The 15903-nt window shown below is 72.0% G+C and carries 9 protein-coding genes; 6 read left to right on the top strand and 3 right to left on the bottom strand.

The annotated features are described in order from the left end of the window. Positions 1-208: 208 nt before the first annotated feature. Complete coding sequence (locus tag AB0472_RS30375) at positions 209-3052, bottom strand: glycoside hydrolase family 3 C-terminal domain-containing protein (protein WP_366361036.1); 2844 nt, start codon at positions 3050-3052, stop codon at positions 209-211. 407 nt (positions 3053-3459) lie between these two features. On the opposite strand from AB0472_RS30375, the gene AB0472_RS30370 reads away from it, so the two are divergent. The 6 genes from AB0472_RS30370 to AB0472_RS30345 all read left to right on the top strand — a co-directional run bounded on the left by AB0472_RS30370 (position 3460) and on the right by AB0472_RS30345 (position 12467). Then, entirely contained in the window at positions 3460-5151 is a 1692-nt protein-coding gene (locus tag AB0472_RS30370) for an extracellular solute-binding protein (protein WP_366361034.1), read from the top strand. 27 nt (positions 5152-5178) lie between these two features. Next, the gene (locus AB0472_RS30365; protein ID WP_366361032.1) at positions 5179-6219 is read left to right on the top strand and encodes an ABC transporter permease subunit; all 1041 of its coding nucleotides are present in this window, start codon (positions 5179-5181) and stop codon (positions 6217-6219) included. Continuing rightward, positions 6216-7160: a carbohydrate ABC transporter permease gene (locus AB0472_RS30360; protein ID WP_366361030.1), complete on the top strand. Its 945-nt coding sequence runs from the start codon at positions 6216-6218 to the stop codon at positions 7158-7160. The genes AB0472_RS30365 and AB0472_RS30360 overlap by 4 nt, the downstream gene beginning before the upstream one ends. A gap of 353 nt (positions 7161-7513) precedes the next feature. After that, positions 7514-9499, top strand: a complete 1986-nt coding sequence (locus tag AB0472_RS30355; protein ID WP_366361028.1) for a beta-galactosidase — start codon at positions 7514-7516, stop codon at positions 9497-9499. Beyond that, positions 9496-11718 (top strand): glycoside hydrolase N-terminal domain-containing protein, encoded by a 2223-nt coding sequence (locus AB0472_RS30350; protein ID WP_366361026.1) that lies wholly within the window; start codon positions 9496-9498, stop codon positions 11716-11718. The genes AB0472_RS30355 and AB0472_RS30350 overlap by 4 nt, the downstream gene beginning before the upstream one ends. Positions 11719-11753: 35 nt before the next feature. Further along, positions 11754-12467 carry a hypothetical protein gene (locus AB0472_RS30345; protein WP_366361024.1) on the top strand — a complete coding sequence of 238 codons (714 nt, stop codon included), beginning with the start codon at positions 11754-11756 and terminating at the stop codon, positions 12465-12467. A gap of 46 nt (positions 12468-12513) precedes the next feature. Here AB0472_RS30345 and AB0472_RS30340 read toward each other — a convergent pair whose 3' ends face one another. Together AB0472_RS30340 and AB0472_RS30335 are read right to left on the bottom strand one after the other, a co-directional pair. After that, the gene (locus AB0472_RS30340) at positions 12514-13701 is read right to left on the bottom strand and encodes a sulfotransferase (protein WP_366361022.1); all 1188 of its coding nucleotides are present in this window, start codon (positions 13699-13701) and stop codon (positions 12514-12516) included. A gap of 126 nt (positions 13702-13827) precedes the next feature. Then, positions 13828-15882 carry a TIM-barrel domain-containing protein gene (locus tag AB0472_RS30335; RefSeq protein ID WP_366361020.1) on the bottom strand — a complete coding sequence of 685 codons (2055 nt, stop codon included), beginning with the start codon at positions 15880-15882 and terminating at the stop codon, positions 13828-13830. Between the last annotated feature and the right edge of the window lie 21 nt (positions 15883-15903).

The raw sequence follows: 15903 nt of genomic DNA, 5'->3' as shown, positions 1-15903 counted from the left end.
GAACGCCGGGCAACCGGCGGCCGCCGGGGACCGGTGGCCGCCGGCGCGCCACGAGTTCTCGGTCGAACGTGCGTAGCTCTCCTCGGGCACGGGCGGCTCCTTCTCACCGCCGCGGCCGGACACACCGACGACGAGGACGGCGGAGACGGCGGCGGCGAAGCAAGGAGATTCCGTTCTCGTCCGCTGTCCCACTCGCCGTTCCGGACCCTCAACCGGAGAAGCCGACGTGCGCGAGCCGTAGGGGGCCGCGCAGTCCGAGGTGGAGGTCGTGCACGCCGTTCGCGGCGAGGGGTGCGGTGAGCGAGGTGTAGGCGTACACGTCGGCGGTCGGCTCGTCGAGGGTGAGCACGGCCAGCGGTGGGCCGCCGTCCAGGGACAGTTCCAGGGTGCCCCGGCCGGCCACCCGCGCCGTGACCTCCGTCGTGCCGGTGCCGAAGTCGCAGCTCCGGTAGACGAGTTGGCCCGTGCGGCCGTCCGCCGGGGTGACCGCGTCGCGCGCCGTCCGGGTGCGGTCCACGAGCGCGACGCCCGACTGGTCGTCGAAGTCCGCCGCTTCCAGACCCGACGCGGAGGTGACGGGCCGCGGTGCCGTGGGCTCGCCGTCGAGGACCACCGTCGTACGGAGGCGGATGTCCGCGCTGGACGCGCCGGCGAGGAGGTCGTACGGGCCCGGTTCGAGGCGCCGGCCGCCTCGTGCCACGTCCCAGAACCCGAAGGCGGAGAGCGGGACTTCGAAGGTCAGCAGGGTGCGTTCGCCGGGCGCGAGCGTGAGCCGGCGGTGGGCCAGGAGTTCGCGGCGCGGGCGGGCCGCCGACGGCTCGGCGGCCCGGGTGTAGAGCTGGGCCACCTCGTCCGCCGCCACGTCGCCGGTGTTGGCGACCGTGAACGAGACCCGGAGCGTCCCCTGTGCGACCTCGGTCGCCAGGTCCGCGTAGGAGAAGGACGCGTAGGACAGGCCGTGGCCGAAGGGGAACAGCGGGATGCCCTCGAAGTAGAGGTAGGTCTGGCGGGCGCCGAGCACGTCGTAGTCGAGCAGGTCGGGAAGGTCGGCGTCGGAGGCGTACCAGGTCTGCGGGAGGCGGCCCGCGGGGGAGACGTCGCCGGCCAGGACGCGGGCGAGCGCGGTGCCGGCCGCCTGGCCGCCGTGGGCGGTCCAGAGCACGGCGGCCAGCCGGGCCACGTCGACCGCGTACGGGTACGAGGACACCAGCACCAGCACCGTGTGCGGGTTCGCCGCGCGGGCGGCCCGCAGCAGGCGCTCCTGCTGCGGGGGCAGGGCCAGGGTCGTACGGTCCTCGGTCTCGCGGCCGTTGATGTGCGGGTCGTTGCCCGCGACCACCAGGACCGCGTCCGCCGCCGCGGCCACCCTGGCGACGGCGTCCGCACCGCGTTCGACGATGATCAACTCGAAGATCGAAGCGTTCTCGACGGCAACCTTCACCCCGTCGGCGGCGACAGAGACGTGGCGACCCGTGCCGAGGTGCCGGAGGAGGTGACCGTTCTCGTGGGGTTCCAGGCGGAACGTCTCCTGGACGACCCAGCCGCCGGGCTGGTCCGCGGCGGCGCGGACGCACCCGTCCCCGGCGACGGAGAGGTAGCGGCCGTCGGGGGCGCGGAGGGTGAGGACGCCCTCGCCCCAGTCGGCCAGGGCGAACTCGGTGCCGGTGGCGTCGGTGGTCAGCGGCGGGAGGTCGGTGCGCCCCGAGAGCAGCGCCGGGTCCAGGGCGCCGGCCGCGCCGCGCACCTCGTCGGCGGCCTCGGGGGCGGGCGGCACGTGCAGGTAGGTGCCGTCCGCGAGCCGCAGCCGGACCCGGTCCACCCCCTCCGCGAACTCCACGCGCTCCGCACCGAACCGCTCGTACAGGCCCTCCAGGGGGGTCGAGCGGTGGATCAGGGTGCCGCTGTACCAGTCGAGTTTGCACTCGTCGGCGAGCAGGCCCACCACGGCGATCCGGGCGTCGGGCGCGAGCGGCAGCAGGTCGCCGTCGTTCTTCAGCAGGACCACCGCCTGCTCGGCCGCCTCCCGGGCGAGGGCGCGGTGGGCCGGAGTGTCGAACTCGGCGGTCCCCGGGTGCGGATCGTCGTGCGGGTCGAACTCGCCGAGGCGGAAGCGGACCGAGAGGTGGCGGCGGACCGCCCTGTCGACGTCCTTCTCCGTCAGCAGCCCCTGGGCCAGGGCCCCGTCGACCCGGGCGATGATCTGCGAGCCGTCCGTGCCGTGGTCGGTGAAGCTGTCGACGCCGGCGAGCAGGGCGGCCGCGGTCGCCTCCTCGTGCGTGGCGAAGTAGTGCTCGTGGTCGACCAGGTTGCTGGGCGCGCCGGCGTCCGAGCAGACCAGCAGCTCCTCGTCCGTCCAGGTGCGCAACTGCTCGCGCAGGTACGGGGAGACGTGGTTGGGGCGGCCGTTGACCAGGTTGTACGCGGGCATCACGCCGGCCACCGCGCCGGCCTCCACGGTCTCCCTGAAGGCCCGCAGGTCGTACTCGTGCAGCACCCGCGGGCGGACCGAGGAGGACGAGGTGGCGCGGTCCGTCTCGTTGTTGTGGGCCAGCCAGTGCTTGAGGACGGGCGCGGTGCGCCAGTACACCGGGTGGTCGCCGCGCAGGCCGCGGGTGTAGGCGGTGGCGATGGCGGAGGTCAGCTTCGGGTCCTCGGAGTAGCCCTCCTCGTTGCGGCCCCAGAGCGGGTGGCGCAGCAGGTTCACCGTCGGGGCCCAGACGTTGAGGCCGACGCGGTCGTCGCGGGCGCGCATCGCCCGGACCTCCTTGGACACCGCCTCGCCGACCCGTCGTACGAGATCGCCGTTCCAGGTCGCCCCCAGGCCCACCGCCTGCGGGAACACCGTCGCCGGGCCCATCCAGGCCACCCCGTGCAGGGCCTCCTGACCGGTGCGGAAGGCGGCGATGCCGAGGCGCTCCACGGCGGGTGCGAACTGGTGCAGGAAGGAGACCTTCTCGTCCAGGGTGAGCCGGGCCAGCAGATCGTCGATGCGCTTCGCGAACGGTAGCCGAGGATCACGGAAAGGCGGCGTGGGCGACGGGTGAGCGGTCACGTGCGGTTCCCCTTGCGATGGAGCGGCGCGGAGCTTTCGAAGCGCTTCGATGCTCATTCGACACACCGTCGGGTGTCAAGACACGCTCACCGAAAATTCAAGTGGCGCATAAGGAGAGGTCATCCCTTCGACCTCCGAGGAATCTTGGGAGCGACCCTTGTGCACCCCCGAGTGTTCACTTAACCTCGCAGCAACATCGAAGCGCTTCGACTAGTCGACCGCCCCGCCCGTCGACCAGCCGACGGGCGACCACCGGCCGACGGGTGACCACCGGCCGGCCGTCCCCGTCCGCCCCAGGGACGCACGACCGTGGTCGCAGGATCGCTTCGGCTCAGCCAGTTCCACTCGAGACACCGCAGCCGACGGCCACCGCCGGGTGTCCTGGTGCGCCACGAAGGGTTGACGCAATGACGCCGAACGCCGCTTCCGCCCCCTCCGGGCCGAGCCGGAGAACTTTCCTCGCCTCCACGGCAGTCGCAACCGTTGCGGTGGCGGGCGGGATGCCGCTGCTCGCCGCCTGCGGGGCGTCGGACAGCGGGTCGGGAGGAGGCTCCTCGGCGGGCAAGGGCGCGCAGAAGCTGCTGCCGGCCTACGTCGCGGGCAGCGTGGTGACCCCGGACATCCCGTCGAAGAACGGCTCGGCGATCGGCTTCACCGGCAAGCTCGACCTCTCGGCCCTGAAGACCTCGGTCCCGAAGAAGCTCGGCAAGGGCGGCAAGGTCACCGTCATGTCGCCGTTCTGGGGCTCCCCGCCCAAGCAGGACAACCCCTACTACGACGCGATGAACGACATGATCGGCGTCGACGTCCAGTGGCAGAACCAGGACGGCAACACCTACGACCAGAAACTGGGCGCGGTCCTCGCCTCCAGCGACGTACCGGACGTCGTCGTCATCCCGAACTGGAACATGGGCGGCAAGATACCCACCGCCATCATCAGCAAGTTCGCCGACCTCGGCCCGTACCTGTCCGGCGACAAGGTCAAGGACTACCCGAACCTCGCCGCCATCCCCACCGACGCCTGGCGGCGCTGCATCTTCGGCGGCAGGCTGCGCGGACTGCCCATGCCGTCCTCGTACGTCACCAACATCGTGCCCCTCTACCGCAAGGACATCTTCGACAAGGAGGGCTACCAGGTCCCGCGCTCGGCGGACGAGTTCCTGGCCCTCGCCAAGGAGATCACCGACGCCAAGGCCAAGCGCTGGGCCTGCATGGACATGAAGTGGACCGCCTGGCAGATGTTCGGCGTCCTGTCCGGCAGCGAGAAGCCGCTCGGCTGGAACCTCGTCGACGGCAGGCTGATCAACCGCATCGAGACCGACGAGTACCTCGAAGCGCTGGAGTGGACCCGCAAGCTCTTCGCCGCCGGCGTCGTGCACCCCGACGCCATGCTCGGCAAGAACGCCCCCGACCCGGGCCCCAAGTTCGCGGCCGGCGAGTTCCTGATCTACCCCAACGACATCAGCCAGTGGTGGAGTCGCACCGCCGAACAGGCCACCCAGAACCCGGACTTCAAGATCTGGGGCATGGACGTCTACGCCCACGACGGCGGAAACCCGCACGTCTGGGCCGAGCAGCCGGCCGGCATCTTCGCCTTCGTCAACAAGAAGGCCTCCGAGTCCGTGATCCACGACGTGCTGGCCGTCGCCAACACCACCGCCGCGCCGTACGGCACCAAGGAGTACATGGCCACCAACTACGGCGTCGAGGGCACCCACTACACCGTCAGGAACGGCGTGCCCACGAAGACCACCCGGGGCAACAACGAGGTCATCAACGCCTACGTCATGATCGCGAGCCCCGCCGCCACGATCGCCCACCCCGACTTCCCCGACGTCGCCAAGGCGCAGGTGGAGTGGCAGCAGCGGATGGGCTCCTTCACCAGGAAGTCCAGCTTCTTCGGCCAGATGATCACCGAACCGTCCCGCTACACCAACCTCATGGACGACTTCGAGACGCTGGAGGACGACATCACCCGCGGCCGCAAGAAGATCAGCGACATGCAGCAGGCCGTCGCCGAATGGAAGAGCAAGGGTGGCGACAAGCTGCGCGACTGGTACCGCAAGCTGCTCGACGACAACGGTCCGTCGGCGAGCTGACCCCGCACCGAGGCAAGGAGAACCGCCGTGTCCCACAGCACGGTGCCTCGCAGCAGGGCCGAGGCAGACGACCACGGAACACAGGGGACCCCGGTGACATCCGGCGGCGCCACCGCAACCGAGGGGAAGCGAAGCACCGGGAAGCTCGGCCTGCGCGTCAGATTCAGACGCGACCGCGCCCTGATCCTGATGACCCTGCCGGCGATCCTGCTGCTCCTGGTCTTCAACTACCTGCCGATCCTGGGCAACATCGTCGCCTTCCAGGACTACGACCCGTACGTCAGCGACAACGGCGTCGTCTCCATGCTGCACAGCGCATGGGTGGGCCTGGAGAACTTCCAGCAGATCTTCGCCGACTCCGCCTTCTGGAACGCGGTGAAGAACACCCTGGTGCTGTTCTTCCTGCAGCTCGTGCTGTTCTTCCCGATCCCGATCGCCCTCGCGCTGCTCATCAACAGCGTGGTCCGGCCCCGGGTACGGGCGATCGCCCAGGCCGTGCTGTACCTCCCGCACTTCTTCTCCTGGGTGCTGGTCATCTCCGTCTTCCAGCAGATCTTCGGCGGCGCGGGCGTCCTGTCCCAGCTGCTGCGCCGGCACGGCTACGACGGTCTCGACCTCATGACCGACCCGTCGACCTTCAAGTTCCTGGTCACCGCGGAGAGCGTCTGGAAGGACGCGGGCTGGGGGATCATCGTCTTCCTGGCGGCGCTGGCGTCCGTGAGCCCGGACCTCTACGAGGCCGCCGCGATGGACGGCGCGGGCCGTTGGCGCCGCATCTGGCACGTCACGCTCCCCGCCCTGCGCCCGGTCATCGCACTCCTGCTGGTCCTGCGGGTCGGCGACGCACTGACCGTCGGTTTCGAGCAGATCCTCCTCCAGCGCGACGCCGTGGGACCGGGGGCCTCGGAGGTCCTCGACACCTTCGTCTGGTGGAACGGCGTCCGCAACCAGGACTTCGGCTACGCGGCCGCCGCGGGCCTCATCAAGGGCGTGGTCAGCCTCGGACTGGTCCTCGCCGCCAACAAGGTGGCCCATCTCATGGGCGAGCAGGGGGTGTACAAGAAATGACCGCCGTCGCCGACAGGCCTCCCGTACGGGAGCGGCCGCCGTCCCGGTGGGCCGCGCCACCCCGCCCGGTCTGGGAGGAGGAGCCGAGCACGGCAGGCAGCGCCGGCAAGGGCCTGGTCCTGACCCTGGCCTGCCTGGCCGTCCTCTTCCCGCTCTGGATCGTGGTCGTCACCAGCCTGTCCTCCCGGAGGACCATCGACGAGGCGGGCGGCCTCGTGATGATCCCCAAGGGCGTCACCTTCGTCGCCTACCGGGAACTGCTCAGCGGCGGCCAGGTCACCCGGGCCACGGTCATCTCCGTTCTGATCACCCTCGTCGGCACGCTGTTCTCCATGACGGTGTCGGTCCTGTGCGCCTACGGCCTGTCGCGCATCGGCTCGCTCGGCCACCGCTGGTTCCTGATGCTGCTGCTGGCGACGATGTTCTTCAGCGCCGGTCTGATCCCGACCTACCTGCTGGTGCAGTCCCTGGGACTCACCGACAGCTACCTCGCGCTGATCCTGCCGAGCGCGGTGAGCGTGTTCAACATCCTCGTCCTGCGCGGGTTCTTCATGGGCATCTCGCAGGAACTGACCGACAGCGCGCGCATCGACGGCGCCGGCGACTTCCGGATCCTGTGGCAGATCGTGATGCCGCTGTCCCGGGCGGTGCTGGCCGTGATCACCCTGTTCTACGCGGTCGGGTACTGGAGCGCCTGGTTCAACGCGTCCCTGTACCTCAACGACCAGGACAAGATGCCGCTGCAGAACGTCATGATCCAGCTGGTGCAGAAGCAGCAGGCCCCGGTGGGGCTGGCCCAGTCCATCAAGACGGGCGAACTGTCCGGGCTCGCCGTGCAGATGGCGGTGATGGTGATGGCGTTGCTGCCGGTGGCGGTGCTGTCGCCGTTCGTCCAGAAGCACTTCAAGAAGGGGATGCTGACGGGGGCGGTGAAGGGGTAGCCGACTTCGCCTTCCCGAGGGGGTGGCGGGGGAGCGCCGGTGACTGCGGGTGATGCGTGGCCGATCGGGCAGTTCCTCCCCCGGCCTTCGGCCGGGGGATCCCCAGCGCCTCTGACGGGCGCTGCGGTCGCGCCGGCCTCCCGGCCGCGGGCAGTCGTGCCACCGGTACCGCACGGGTGGGCGCGGCGGCACCCCGCAGGCGCGGGCGGGGCGACCCGCCCGGCCCCGGCTCCCACCCCGGACCATCCACCCGACCACGCTCACCGAAGGTTGCCCATGCCCACCCCGAGCCGCAGAACCGCCCTCCCCGCCGCCCACGCGATCGGCGTCCCGTCCGGCAAGGACCCCGTCCGATGACCGCCCGACGGAGGCCGCCGGGCCTCTCCGACGCCACCCGCGGCCGCATCCTGTTCGGCGGCGACTACAACCCCGAGCAGTGGCCGGAGGAGACCTGGCAGGAGGACGTCCGGCTGATGACGGCCGCCGGCGTCACCTCCGTGACCATGGGCGTCTTCTCCTGGGCGCGACTCGAACCGCGGCCGGGAGAGCGGGACTTCGGCTGGCTGGACCGGCTCATGGACCTGATGCACGACCACGGCATCGGCGTCGTCCTCGCCACCCCCACCGCGTCACCGCCGCCGTGGCTCGGGCGGCTGCACCCGGAGACCCTGCCCCGGGACGCCGACGGCCGCACCGAGTGGTGGGGCGGTCGCCAGCACTTCTCGCACTCCAGCGCCGCCTACCGCCGGTACGCCGCCGCCATCACCGAGGACCTCGCCGCCCGCTACGCCGGCCACCCCGCCCTCACGATGTGGCACATCAACAACGAGTACTGCACCTTCGACCACGGCGACGAGGCCGCCGCCGCCTTCCGCCGGTGGCTGCGCGAGCGCTACGGCACCCTCGACGCCCTGAACACCGCGTGGGGCACGGCGTTCTGGAGCCAGGGCTACGACACCTGGGACGGCGTCCTGCCGCCGCGCCACGCCCACTACCTGAAGAACCCCACCCAGGTGCTGGACTTCCGCCGCTTCACCTCCGACATGCTCCTGGAGTGCTACCGCGCCGAACGGGACATCGTCGCCCGGCACACCCCGCACATCCCGGTGACCACCAACTTCATGCCGCTCTGGACCGGCCAGGACGCCTGGCGCTGGGCGGACGAGGAGGACGTCGTCTCCGTCGACCTGTACCCCGACCCGCGCGACCCCCTCGGCGCGCAGCACGGTGCGCTCGTCCACGACCTCACCCGCTCCCAGGCGCGCGGCCCCTGGATGCTCATGGAGCAGGCCGCCGGACCGGTCAACTGGCGCGGGGTGAACCACCCCAAGCCCCGCGGCCTCAACCGCCAGTGGTCCCTGCAGGCCGTGGCCCGCGGCGCGGACGCCGTCTGCTACTTCCAGTGGCGGCAGTCCAGACAGGGCGCGGAGAAGTTCCACTCCGGGATGGTTGGTCACGCCGGGGAGGCAGGCCGTACGTACCAGGAGGTCAAGCAGCTCGGCGCCGAACTGGCCCGCATCGCGGGCGAGGTGAGCGGACGTCACCTGAGCGCCGACATCGCGATCCTCCACGACTGGCACTCCTGGTGGGCCGGTGCCCACGAAGGGCGGCTCTCCACCGAGGTGGACCTCCCCGACGTCCTGCACGCCTGGCACCGGGCCCTGTGGGAGGCGAACCTCACCACCGACTTCGCCCACCCCGAACACGACCTGTCCTCCTACCGGCTGGTCGTCGTCCCGCAGCTCTACCTCCTCACCGACACCGCGATCGGCAACCTCCTCGGCTATGTCCGCGACGGCGGCACCCTGGTCAGCGGCTTCCTGACCGGCATCGCCGACGAGGACGACCGGATCCGCCCCGGCGGCATGGACGCCCGGCTGCGCGAGCTCTTCGGCATCCGCACCCTGCACGAGTGGTGGCCCCTGGACGCGGGGGAGACCGTCGCGTGCGAGGGCTTTCGGGGGACCCTGTGGTCGGAGGAGATCGAGGCCGCGCCCGGGGTCTGCGCGACCGTGCCGTACCGGGGCGGTGAACTCGACGGGCTGCCGGCCGTGCTGCGCAACGGGCGCGCCTGGTACCTCTCCACGCTCCCGGAACCGGACGCGCTGCGCGGGCTGCTCGGCCGGATCGCCGCGGACGCCGGGGTGCGGCCGGTCCTCGACGGCCTGCCCGCGGGCGTCGAGGCGGTCCGCCGCGGCGAGCTGCTGTTCCTTTTCAACCACGGGCGTGACCAGGCGAAGATCTCCCTCATGGGAACACATCGAGATCTGCTGACCGGGACGACCGTCACCGGCGAGACCGTCCTCGGCCGTCACGGAGTGGCGGTGCTCAAGCCATGACGACCACCGGCACCGGCACGGACACCACCAGCGGCCCCGTCCACGGCACCTGGGAGCCGGCCCCCGCCGCCCGCTGGGAGGACGCCTTCCTGAGCGGCAACGGCCACCACGGCACCCTCGTGTTCGGCGATCCGGACGACGACCGTGTCATCGTCACCCACCACACCCTCGTCCGCCCGAACGGCGGCGAGCACGCCCGGCCGCCCCGCCTCGCGGCCGCACTCGGCGCCGTGCAGGACAGGTTGCTGGCCGGAGAGTGGGACGCCGCCGAGCACCTCACCGACGGCCGCCCGCTCCAGTGGGTGCAGCCCTTCCACCCCGCCTTCCAGATCCGGCTGCGCCGGCCGCTCGGCCTGCCCGACGGCTACCGCCGCTCCGTCGACTTCACCACCGGCGAGGTCACCGCCACCGCCGCCGGCTGGACCAGCAGGGTCTTCGTCTCCCGCGCGGACGACGTGATCGTGCAGCAGGTCACCGGCGCCGCCGCCCTCGACATCGCCCTCGACCACCGGCTCCCCGGCGCCCCGTCCGGCCTGGGCGTCGGCCACGGCGTGCTGCGTACCCCCGAGGGCGCCCTGCTCAGCCTCCGCGCCCGCTACCCCGGCGGCGACCGCGCGTACACGGGCGTCACCCTGGTCGCCGTCACCGGCGGCGGCACGGAACTCGTCGCGCCGGGCGTCCGCGTCACCGGCGCCGCGTCCGTCCTCCTCCTCACCCGGGTCCGCCGCCACACCGGCGAACTCGACGTGACCGCCGAGGCCCGCGCACTGAGCGACCTGCTCGCCGACCAGGAGTCGTACGACGCGCTGCTCGCCCGCCACCTCGACCGGCACCGCACCGCCTACACCCGCGTCGCCCTCGACCTCGCCGCCGACCCGGCCGAACGCGCGCTGCCAGGGTCCGAGCTGCTCGCGACACCGGCCGGCGCGGCCCTCCTGGAGCGGCTCTTCGCCGCCGGCCGCTACCACCTGCTCTCCGCCTCCGGTCTCAACCCGCCCCGCCTGACCGGCCTGTGGACCGGCGACTGGGACACCGCCTGGTCGGGGGCGTTCACCAACGACGCCAACGTCAACCTCCAGACGGCCTCCGCGGCGGCGGCCGCCCTTCCCGAAGTCACCCAGGCCTGCGCCGCGCTGGTCGAGCGCCAGCTCGGCGACTGGCGGGAGAACGCCCGCGAGGTCTTCGGCGCCCGCGGCGTGGTGGCGCCCGCGCACAGCGACGGCGAGTCCGGGCTGGCCTACCACTTCAGCCGCGAATACCCCCTGCACCTGTGGACCGCGGGCGCCGACTGGCTGCTCAAGCCGCTCGTCGACCACGACGAGATCCGCGGCGAGCGCGATCCCCGCACGGCGGCCGCGCTGGCCGAGGTCGCCCGGTTCTACGAGGACTTCCTCACCCGGACCGACGCCGACGGCCACCTGGTGATCGTCCCCTCCTACTCGCCCGAGAACCGGCCGGCGAACGCGAGCTGGGGCGCGGTCAACGCGGCGATGGACCTGTCCGCCGCCCGGCACGCCCTGCGCACCGCGGCCGACTACCACCCGGGCCCGGACGCCGACCGCTGGCGTGCCCTCGCCGACCGGCTGCCCCCGCACCGGACCAACGCCGACGGCGCGCTCGCCGAATGGGCCTGGCCCGGCCTCGACGACACCTACGACCACCGCCACCTCAGCCACCTCTACGGCGTCTGGCCGCTCGACGAGATCACCCCCTACGACACCCCGGAGCTCGCGGCGGCCGCCCACCGCGCGCTCGAACTGCGCGGTGCCGAGAACGACTCGGCCCACGGCCACCTCCACCACGCGCTCGTCGCGGCCCGGCTGCGCGACGGCGAGCGGGTCGGCGCCGCCCTCGACCGGGTGCTGGCCGGTGACTTCTTCCACGCCTCCCTGATGAGCGCCCACTACCCGCACCGCGACGTCTACAACGCCGACGCCGCGCACACCCTGCCCGCCGTGCTCGTCGAGGCCCTCGTCCAGTCGGCCCCGGACCGCCTGGTCCTGCTCCCGGCACCGCCGGCCGCCCTCGCCAGGGGCCGGCTGCACGGCATCCGGACCCGCTTCGGAGCCGAACTCGACCTCGACTGGACCCCCGACGGCGCGCGGGCCGTCCTCAAGCCGCACCGGACGCTCCGCGTCGACCTGTGGACCTCCTCCGGCCGTCGGCCGCTCGACCTCGTCGCCGGAGAAGACCACGTCCTCACCCTGGGGACGTGGTAGCCACCGCACCTCCCCCCACCCATGGAAGGGACACCATGGCACCACGCACGCTCGGCAGGGCCGTCACCGCCCTGCTCGCCCCCGCGCTCGCCCTCGGCGCCACCGTCGGCCTCGCCGCGGCCCCCGCCTCGGCCGCCGTCTGGAGCTCCTGCGACCAGTGGGGCAACACCACGCTGAACGGCTACACCCTCTACAACAACATCTGGGGCTCGGGCGCCGGCGCCCAGTGCATCTGGGCCAACTCCGGCACCAACTGGGGCGTCAACGCCAACCACCCCGACACCGGCGGCATCAAGTCGTACCCCAACGCCAAGAAGGTGATCAACAAGACGATCACCTCCCTCGGGTCGCTCACCAGCAGCTACAACGTGACCGTCCCGTCGTCCGGCGCGTACAACACGTCGTACGACATCTGGGACACCGGCTACGCCGACGAGATCATGCTCTGGGTCAACAAGACCGGCGCCGTCGGCCCGCTCGGCACCTCGCAGGGCACGCTCACGCTGGGCGGCAACACCTGGACCGTCTACAAGGGCAACAACGGCTCGAACAACGTCTATTCGTTCGTCCGCAGCTCCAACTCGACCTCCGGCACGGTCGACATCCTGCCGATCCTGAAGTGGATCAAGGACACCAAGGGCTGGTTCGGCAACGTCACCATCGGCGACGTGCAGTTCGGCTTCGAGATCACGTCCTCGTCCGGCGGTCTGGACTTCACCGTCAACAGCGAGAGCGTCAGCAGCAGTTGAGTCGGCGGGGCGGCCCCGCGACCCGGCGGGGCCGCCCCGCGCGCCGTCACGCCCGGTCGACCTCGGCGCGCAGCGCGTTGTAGTCCGCGAAGGCGGTGTCGACGTCCGCGCGGGTCAGGCCGTAGCGGGCCAGGTCGTAGCTGTGCACGCGGGTCCCCCTGGGGCGGGCGGCGACGGCCGGGAGGCGGGCCGCGTCGGCCTCGGTCCAGCGGGCGCCCACGGCCGCGTAGAGCTTCGGGGCGCCCGCGGCCGGGTCGGCGCCCAGCCAGGAGTAGGGCACGTCGACGAGGGACTCGCGGGGGATGCCGGCGCGGGCGGCGAGACCGCGGCGGGCCGAGCGGGCCAGCAGCTCCAGCCAGGTGGCGCCGATCCCGTGCAGGTCGAGGGGGCGGGTGTTCACCGCCATGCCGTGCTCGACCAGGCTGCAGAACGAGGCCACGGCGGTGGCCGGATCGCGGTGCGTCCACACGATCGTGGCGTCCGGGAAGACCGCCCGCAGCGCGTCCAGGTTCTCCAGGTGCAGCGGCGACTTCAGCACCCAGCGGCGGCGTGGGCGGCCGTACTGGAGGACCTGGTAGACCTGCTTGAGGTAGCGGTAGTCGGCGCCGAAGTCATGGGTCTCGTGCCAGGGCAGGTACTCGGGGATCACCGCCTGGGAGAGCGGCATCACCGTGTGCGGCAGCGCGAAGGTGCACTCCTCCGGCCCCTCGGGGCGCAGGTTGTGGATGTGCCGGAAGCCCGGGGCGAGGAGGTTGATGGCACCGACCAGGCGACGGGCGGCCGTGACCGCCTTCTCGCGTTCCGCGCGGCCTTCGTCCAGGCCGGGGGTCAGCAGCTCCCAGAGCAGCGGGCAGCGGTGGTCCGCCGAGAGGGAGAGGATGCCGTGGGTGAGCGTGGTGGCGGTCCGGGGCAGGCCCACCACGAACACCGGGCGCTCGACGGGCTCCCGCTCGATCCCGGGGTGCGCGGCGAGCAGACGGCGGATCCGGGCGCGGTTGGCCAGGTGCCGGCCGACGTGCCCGCGTGCGGACAGCCAGCCGACCGGGGTCAGGCGCTCGGCCTGCGCCCACCATCGCAGCAGGTGGCGGAAGTCCTCGGTGAAGCGTTCGTCGTCGTCCTCCGGACCGGCCGCGTCGAGCAGCCGGCCGAAGGCCCGGTCCGGCGTGCGACGGGCCCGGAAACCGGGTGCGAGGAGCAGGTTGGCGAGCGTGAGGGGGAGCGGGTCCAAGGCCACGGCAGCGCAACCCTTCGTGGGGGGACAGTCGGCGGGGATACTGACTACCCCCTCCGACTGCCCGCCCGCACCGCCGAGTTGAGACATTAACCGGCCGGTAACGAGGGGCGTCGGGATCCGGCCGGACTACTCCGTGACCGGTAGTTCCGCCCCGTCGCGCAGGAACAGCGGGATACGGTCCAGCGGCGCGTCGACCGTCACCGCCGTGCCGCCCCCGTACGACTGGCCCGTCCACGCGTTTGTCCAGCGGGCGCCCGCGGGCAGATAGGCCGTGCGGACCGTGGCGCCCGCCGTCAGCACCGGCGCCACCAGCAGGTCCCGGCCGAAGAGGTACGCGTCGTCCACCGCCCAGGCCGCCTGGTCCTCGGGGAACTCCAGGAACAGCGGCCGCAGCACCGGCAGCCCCTCCTCGTGGGCCTCCCGCATGACCCGCAGGACGTACGGCTTCAGGCGCTCGCGCAGCCGCAGGTACTTCTCCAGGATCGCGCCCGCCTCCGGGCCGTACGACCAGACCTCGTTCGGGCCGCCCGTCATGTCCGGGCCCAGCGGCATGCCCGGGTCGCGGAAGCCGTGCAGGCGCATCAGCGGGGAGAGCGCCCCGAACTGGAACCAGCGGACCATCACCTCGCGGTACGCCGGGTCGTCCGGGTCGCCGCCGTGGAAGCCGCCGATGTCGGTGTTCCACCACGGGATGCCGGAGAGCGCGGTGTTGAGGCCGGCCGCGATCTGTTTGCGCAGGGTCGTGAAGTCGGTGCCGATGTCGCCGGACCACAGCGCGGCCCCGTAGCGCTGACTGCCCGCCCACGCCGAACGGTTGAGGGTGACGACCTCCTCGCCCTCGGCCCGCAGACCCTCGTGGAAGGTCCGGGAGTTCTCGGCGGGGTAGCTGTTGCCGACCTCCAGGCCCGGGCCCGTCCAGTAGCGCAGGTTCTCCTGGAAGCCCGGTTTCAGCTCGGGCTCGCAGGCGTCCAGCCAGAACGCCGTGATGCCGTACGGGTCCAGGTAGTTCTCCTTGACCCTCGACCACACGAACTGCCGGGCGTCCGGGTTGGTGGCGTCGTAGAAGGCCACCTGGACGGTCGACGCCACCTCCTTGTCCGGCCAGTCGGCGTGCGCCGTCGGGCCGTACTGGGTGCCGATGAAGTAGCCGCGCTGCTCCATCACCGGGTGGTTCTCCGACAGCGGGGACACCGACGGCCAGACGCTCACCACCAGCTTGATGCCGAGCCCGTCCAGTTCGCGGACCATCGCCGCCGGGTCCGGCCACTCCTCGGGGTCGAACTTCCACTCGCCGAGGTGGGTCCAGTGGAAGAAGTCGCAGACGATCGCCGCGATGGGCAGGCCACGCCGCTTGTACTCGCGGGCCACGGCGAGGAGTTCGTCCTGGGTGCGGTAGCGCAGCTTGCACTGCCAGAAGCCGGCCGCCCACTCCGGCAGCATCGGTGAACGGCCGCTCACCGCACTGTAGTTGCGCTGCCCGTCGGCCGGGGTGCCGACGGTGATCCAGTAGTCGAGCTGGCGGGCCGAGTCGGCCACCCAGCGGGTGCCGTTGCCGGCCAGCTCCACGCGGCCGATCGCCGGGTTGTTCCAGAGCAGGGTGTAGCCGCGGCTGGAGACCAGCACCGGGATCGAGACCTCGGCGTTGCGCTGGACCAGGTCCAGGACCATGCCCTTCTGGTCCAGGCGCCCATGCTGGTGCTGGCCCAGGCCGAACAGCTTCTCGCCCTCGTAGGCGGCGAACCGCTGCTCCAGCCGGTGGTAGCCGTTGCCGACCGCGGTGTACAGGCGGGAGCCGGGCCACCAGAAGTGGGCGCGCTCCTCGGCCAGCGCCTCCGAGCGGTCGTCGGTGCGCAGGAAGCGGACCAGGCCCTCGGCGGACACCTCGACGGTCAGCGCGCCGACCGTCAGCTGCCCCTGTCCGTCACCGGTCCGGACGGTCGAACCGGTGGCGGGGGGCGCGTCGAGCAGGGCGCCGGGCAGTCCGTCGAGGACCGGCCCGCCGAGCCGGGCGCGCACCCGGACCGCGTCCGGCCCCCACGGCTCGATGCGCAGCGTCTCCTGACGGCCGCTCCACTCCAGGGCGCCGTCCCGCTCCCGGAACGTGCCGGCGGTGGGGGAGGACTGCGCGAGGCTGACCTTGGGCTGGTCGTCCGCGGACTGGATTCGGGCAGACTGGTTCATGTCACGTGCTCCTGAAGGAGT

It is taken from the genome of Streptomyces sp. NPDC086777 (assembly GCF_040702065.1).
GTDB lineage: Bacteria > Actinomycetota > Actinomycetes > Streptomycetales > Streptomycetaceae > Streptomyces.
This window is presented reverse-complemented; position numbering and strand designations above follow the sequence as displayed.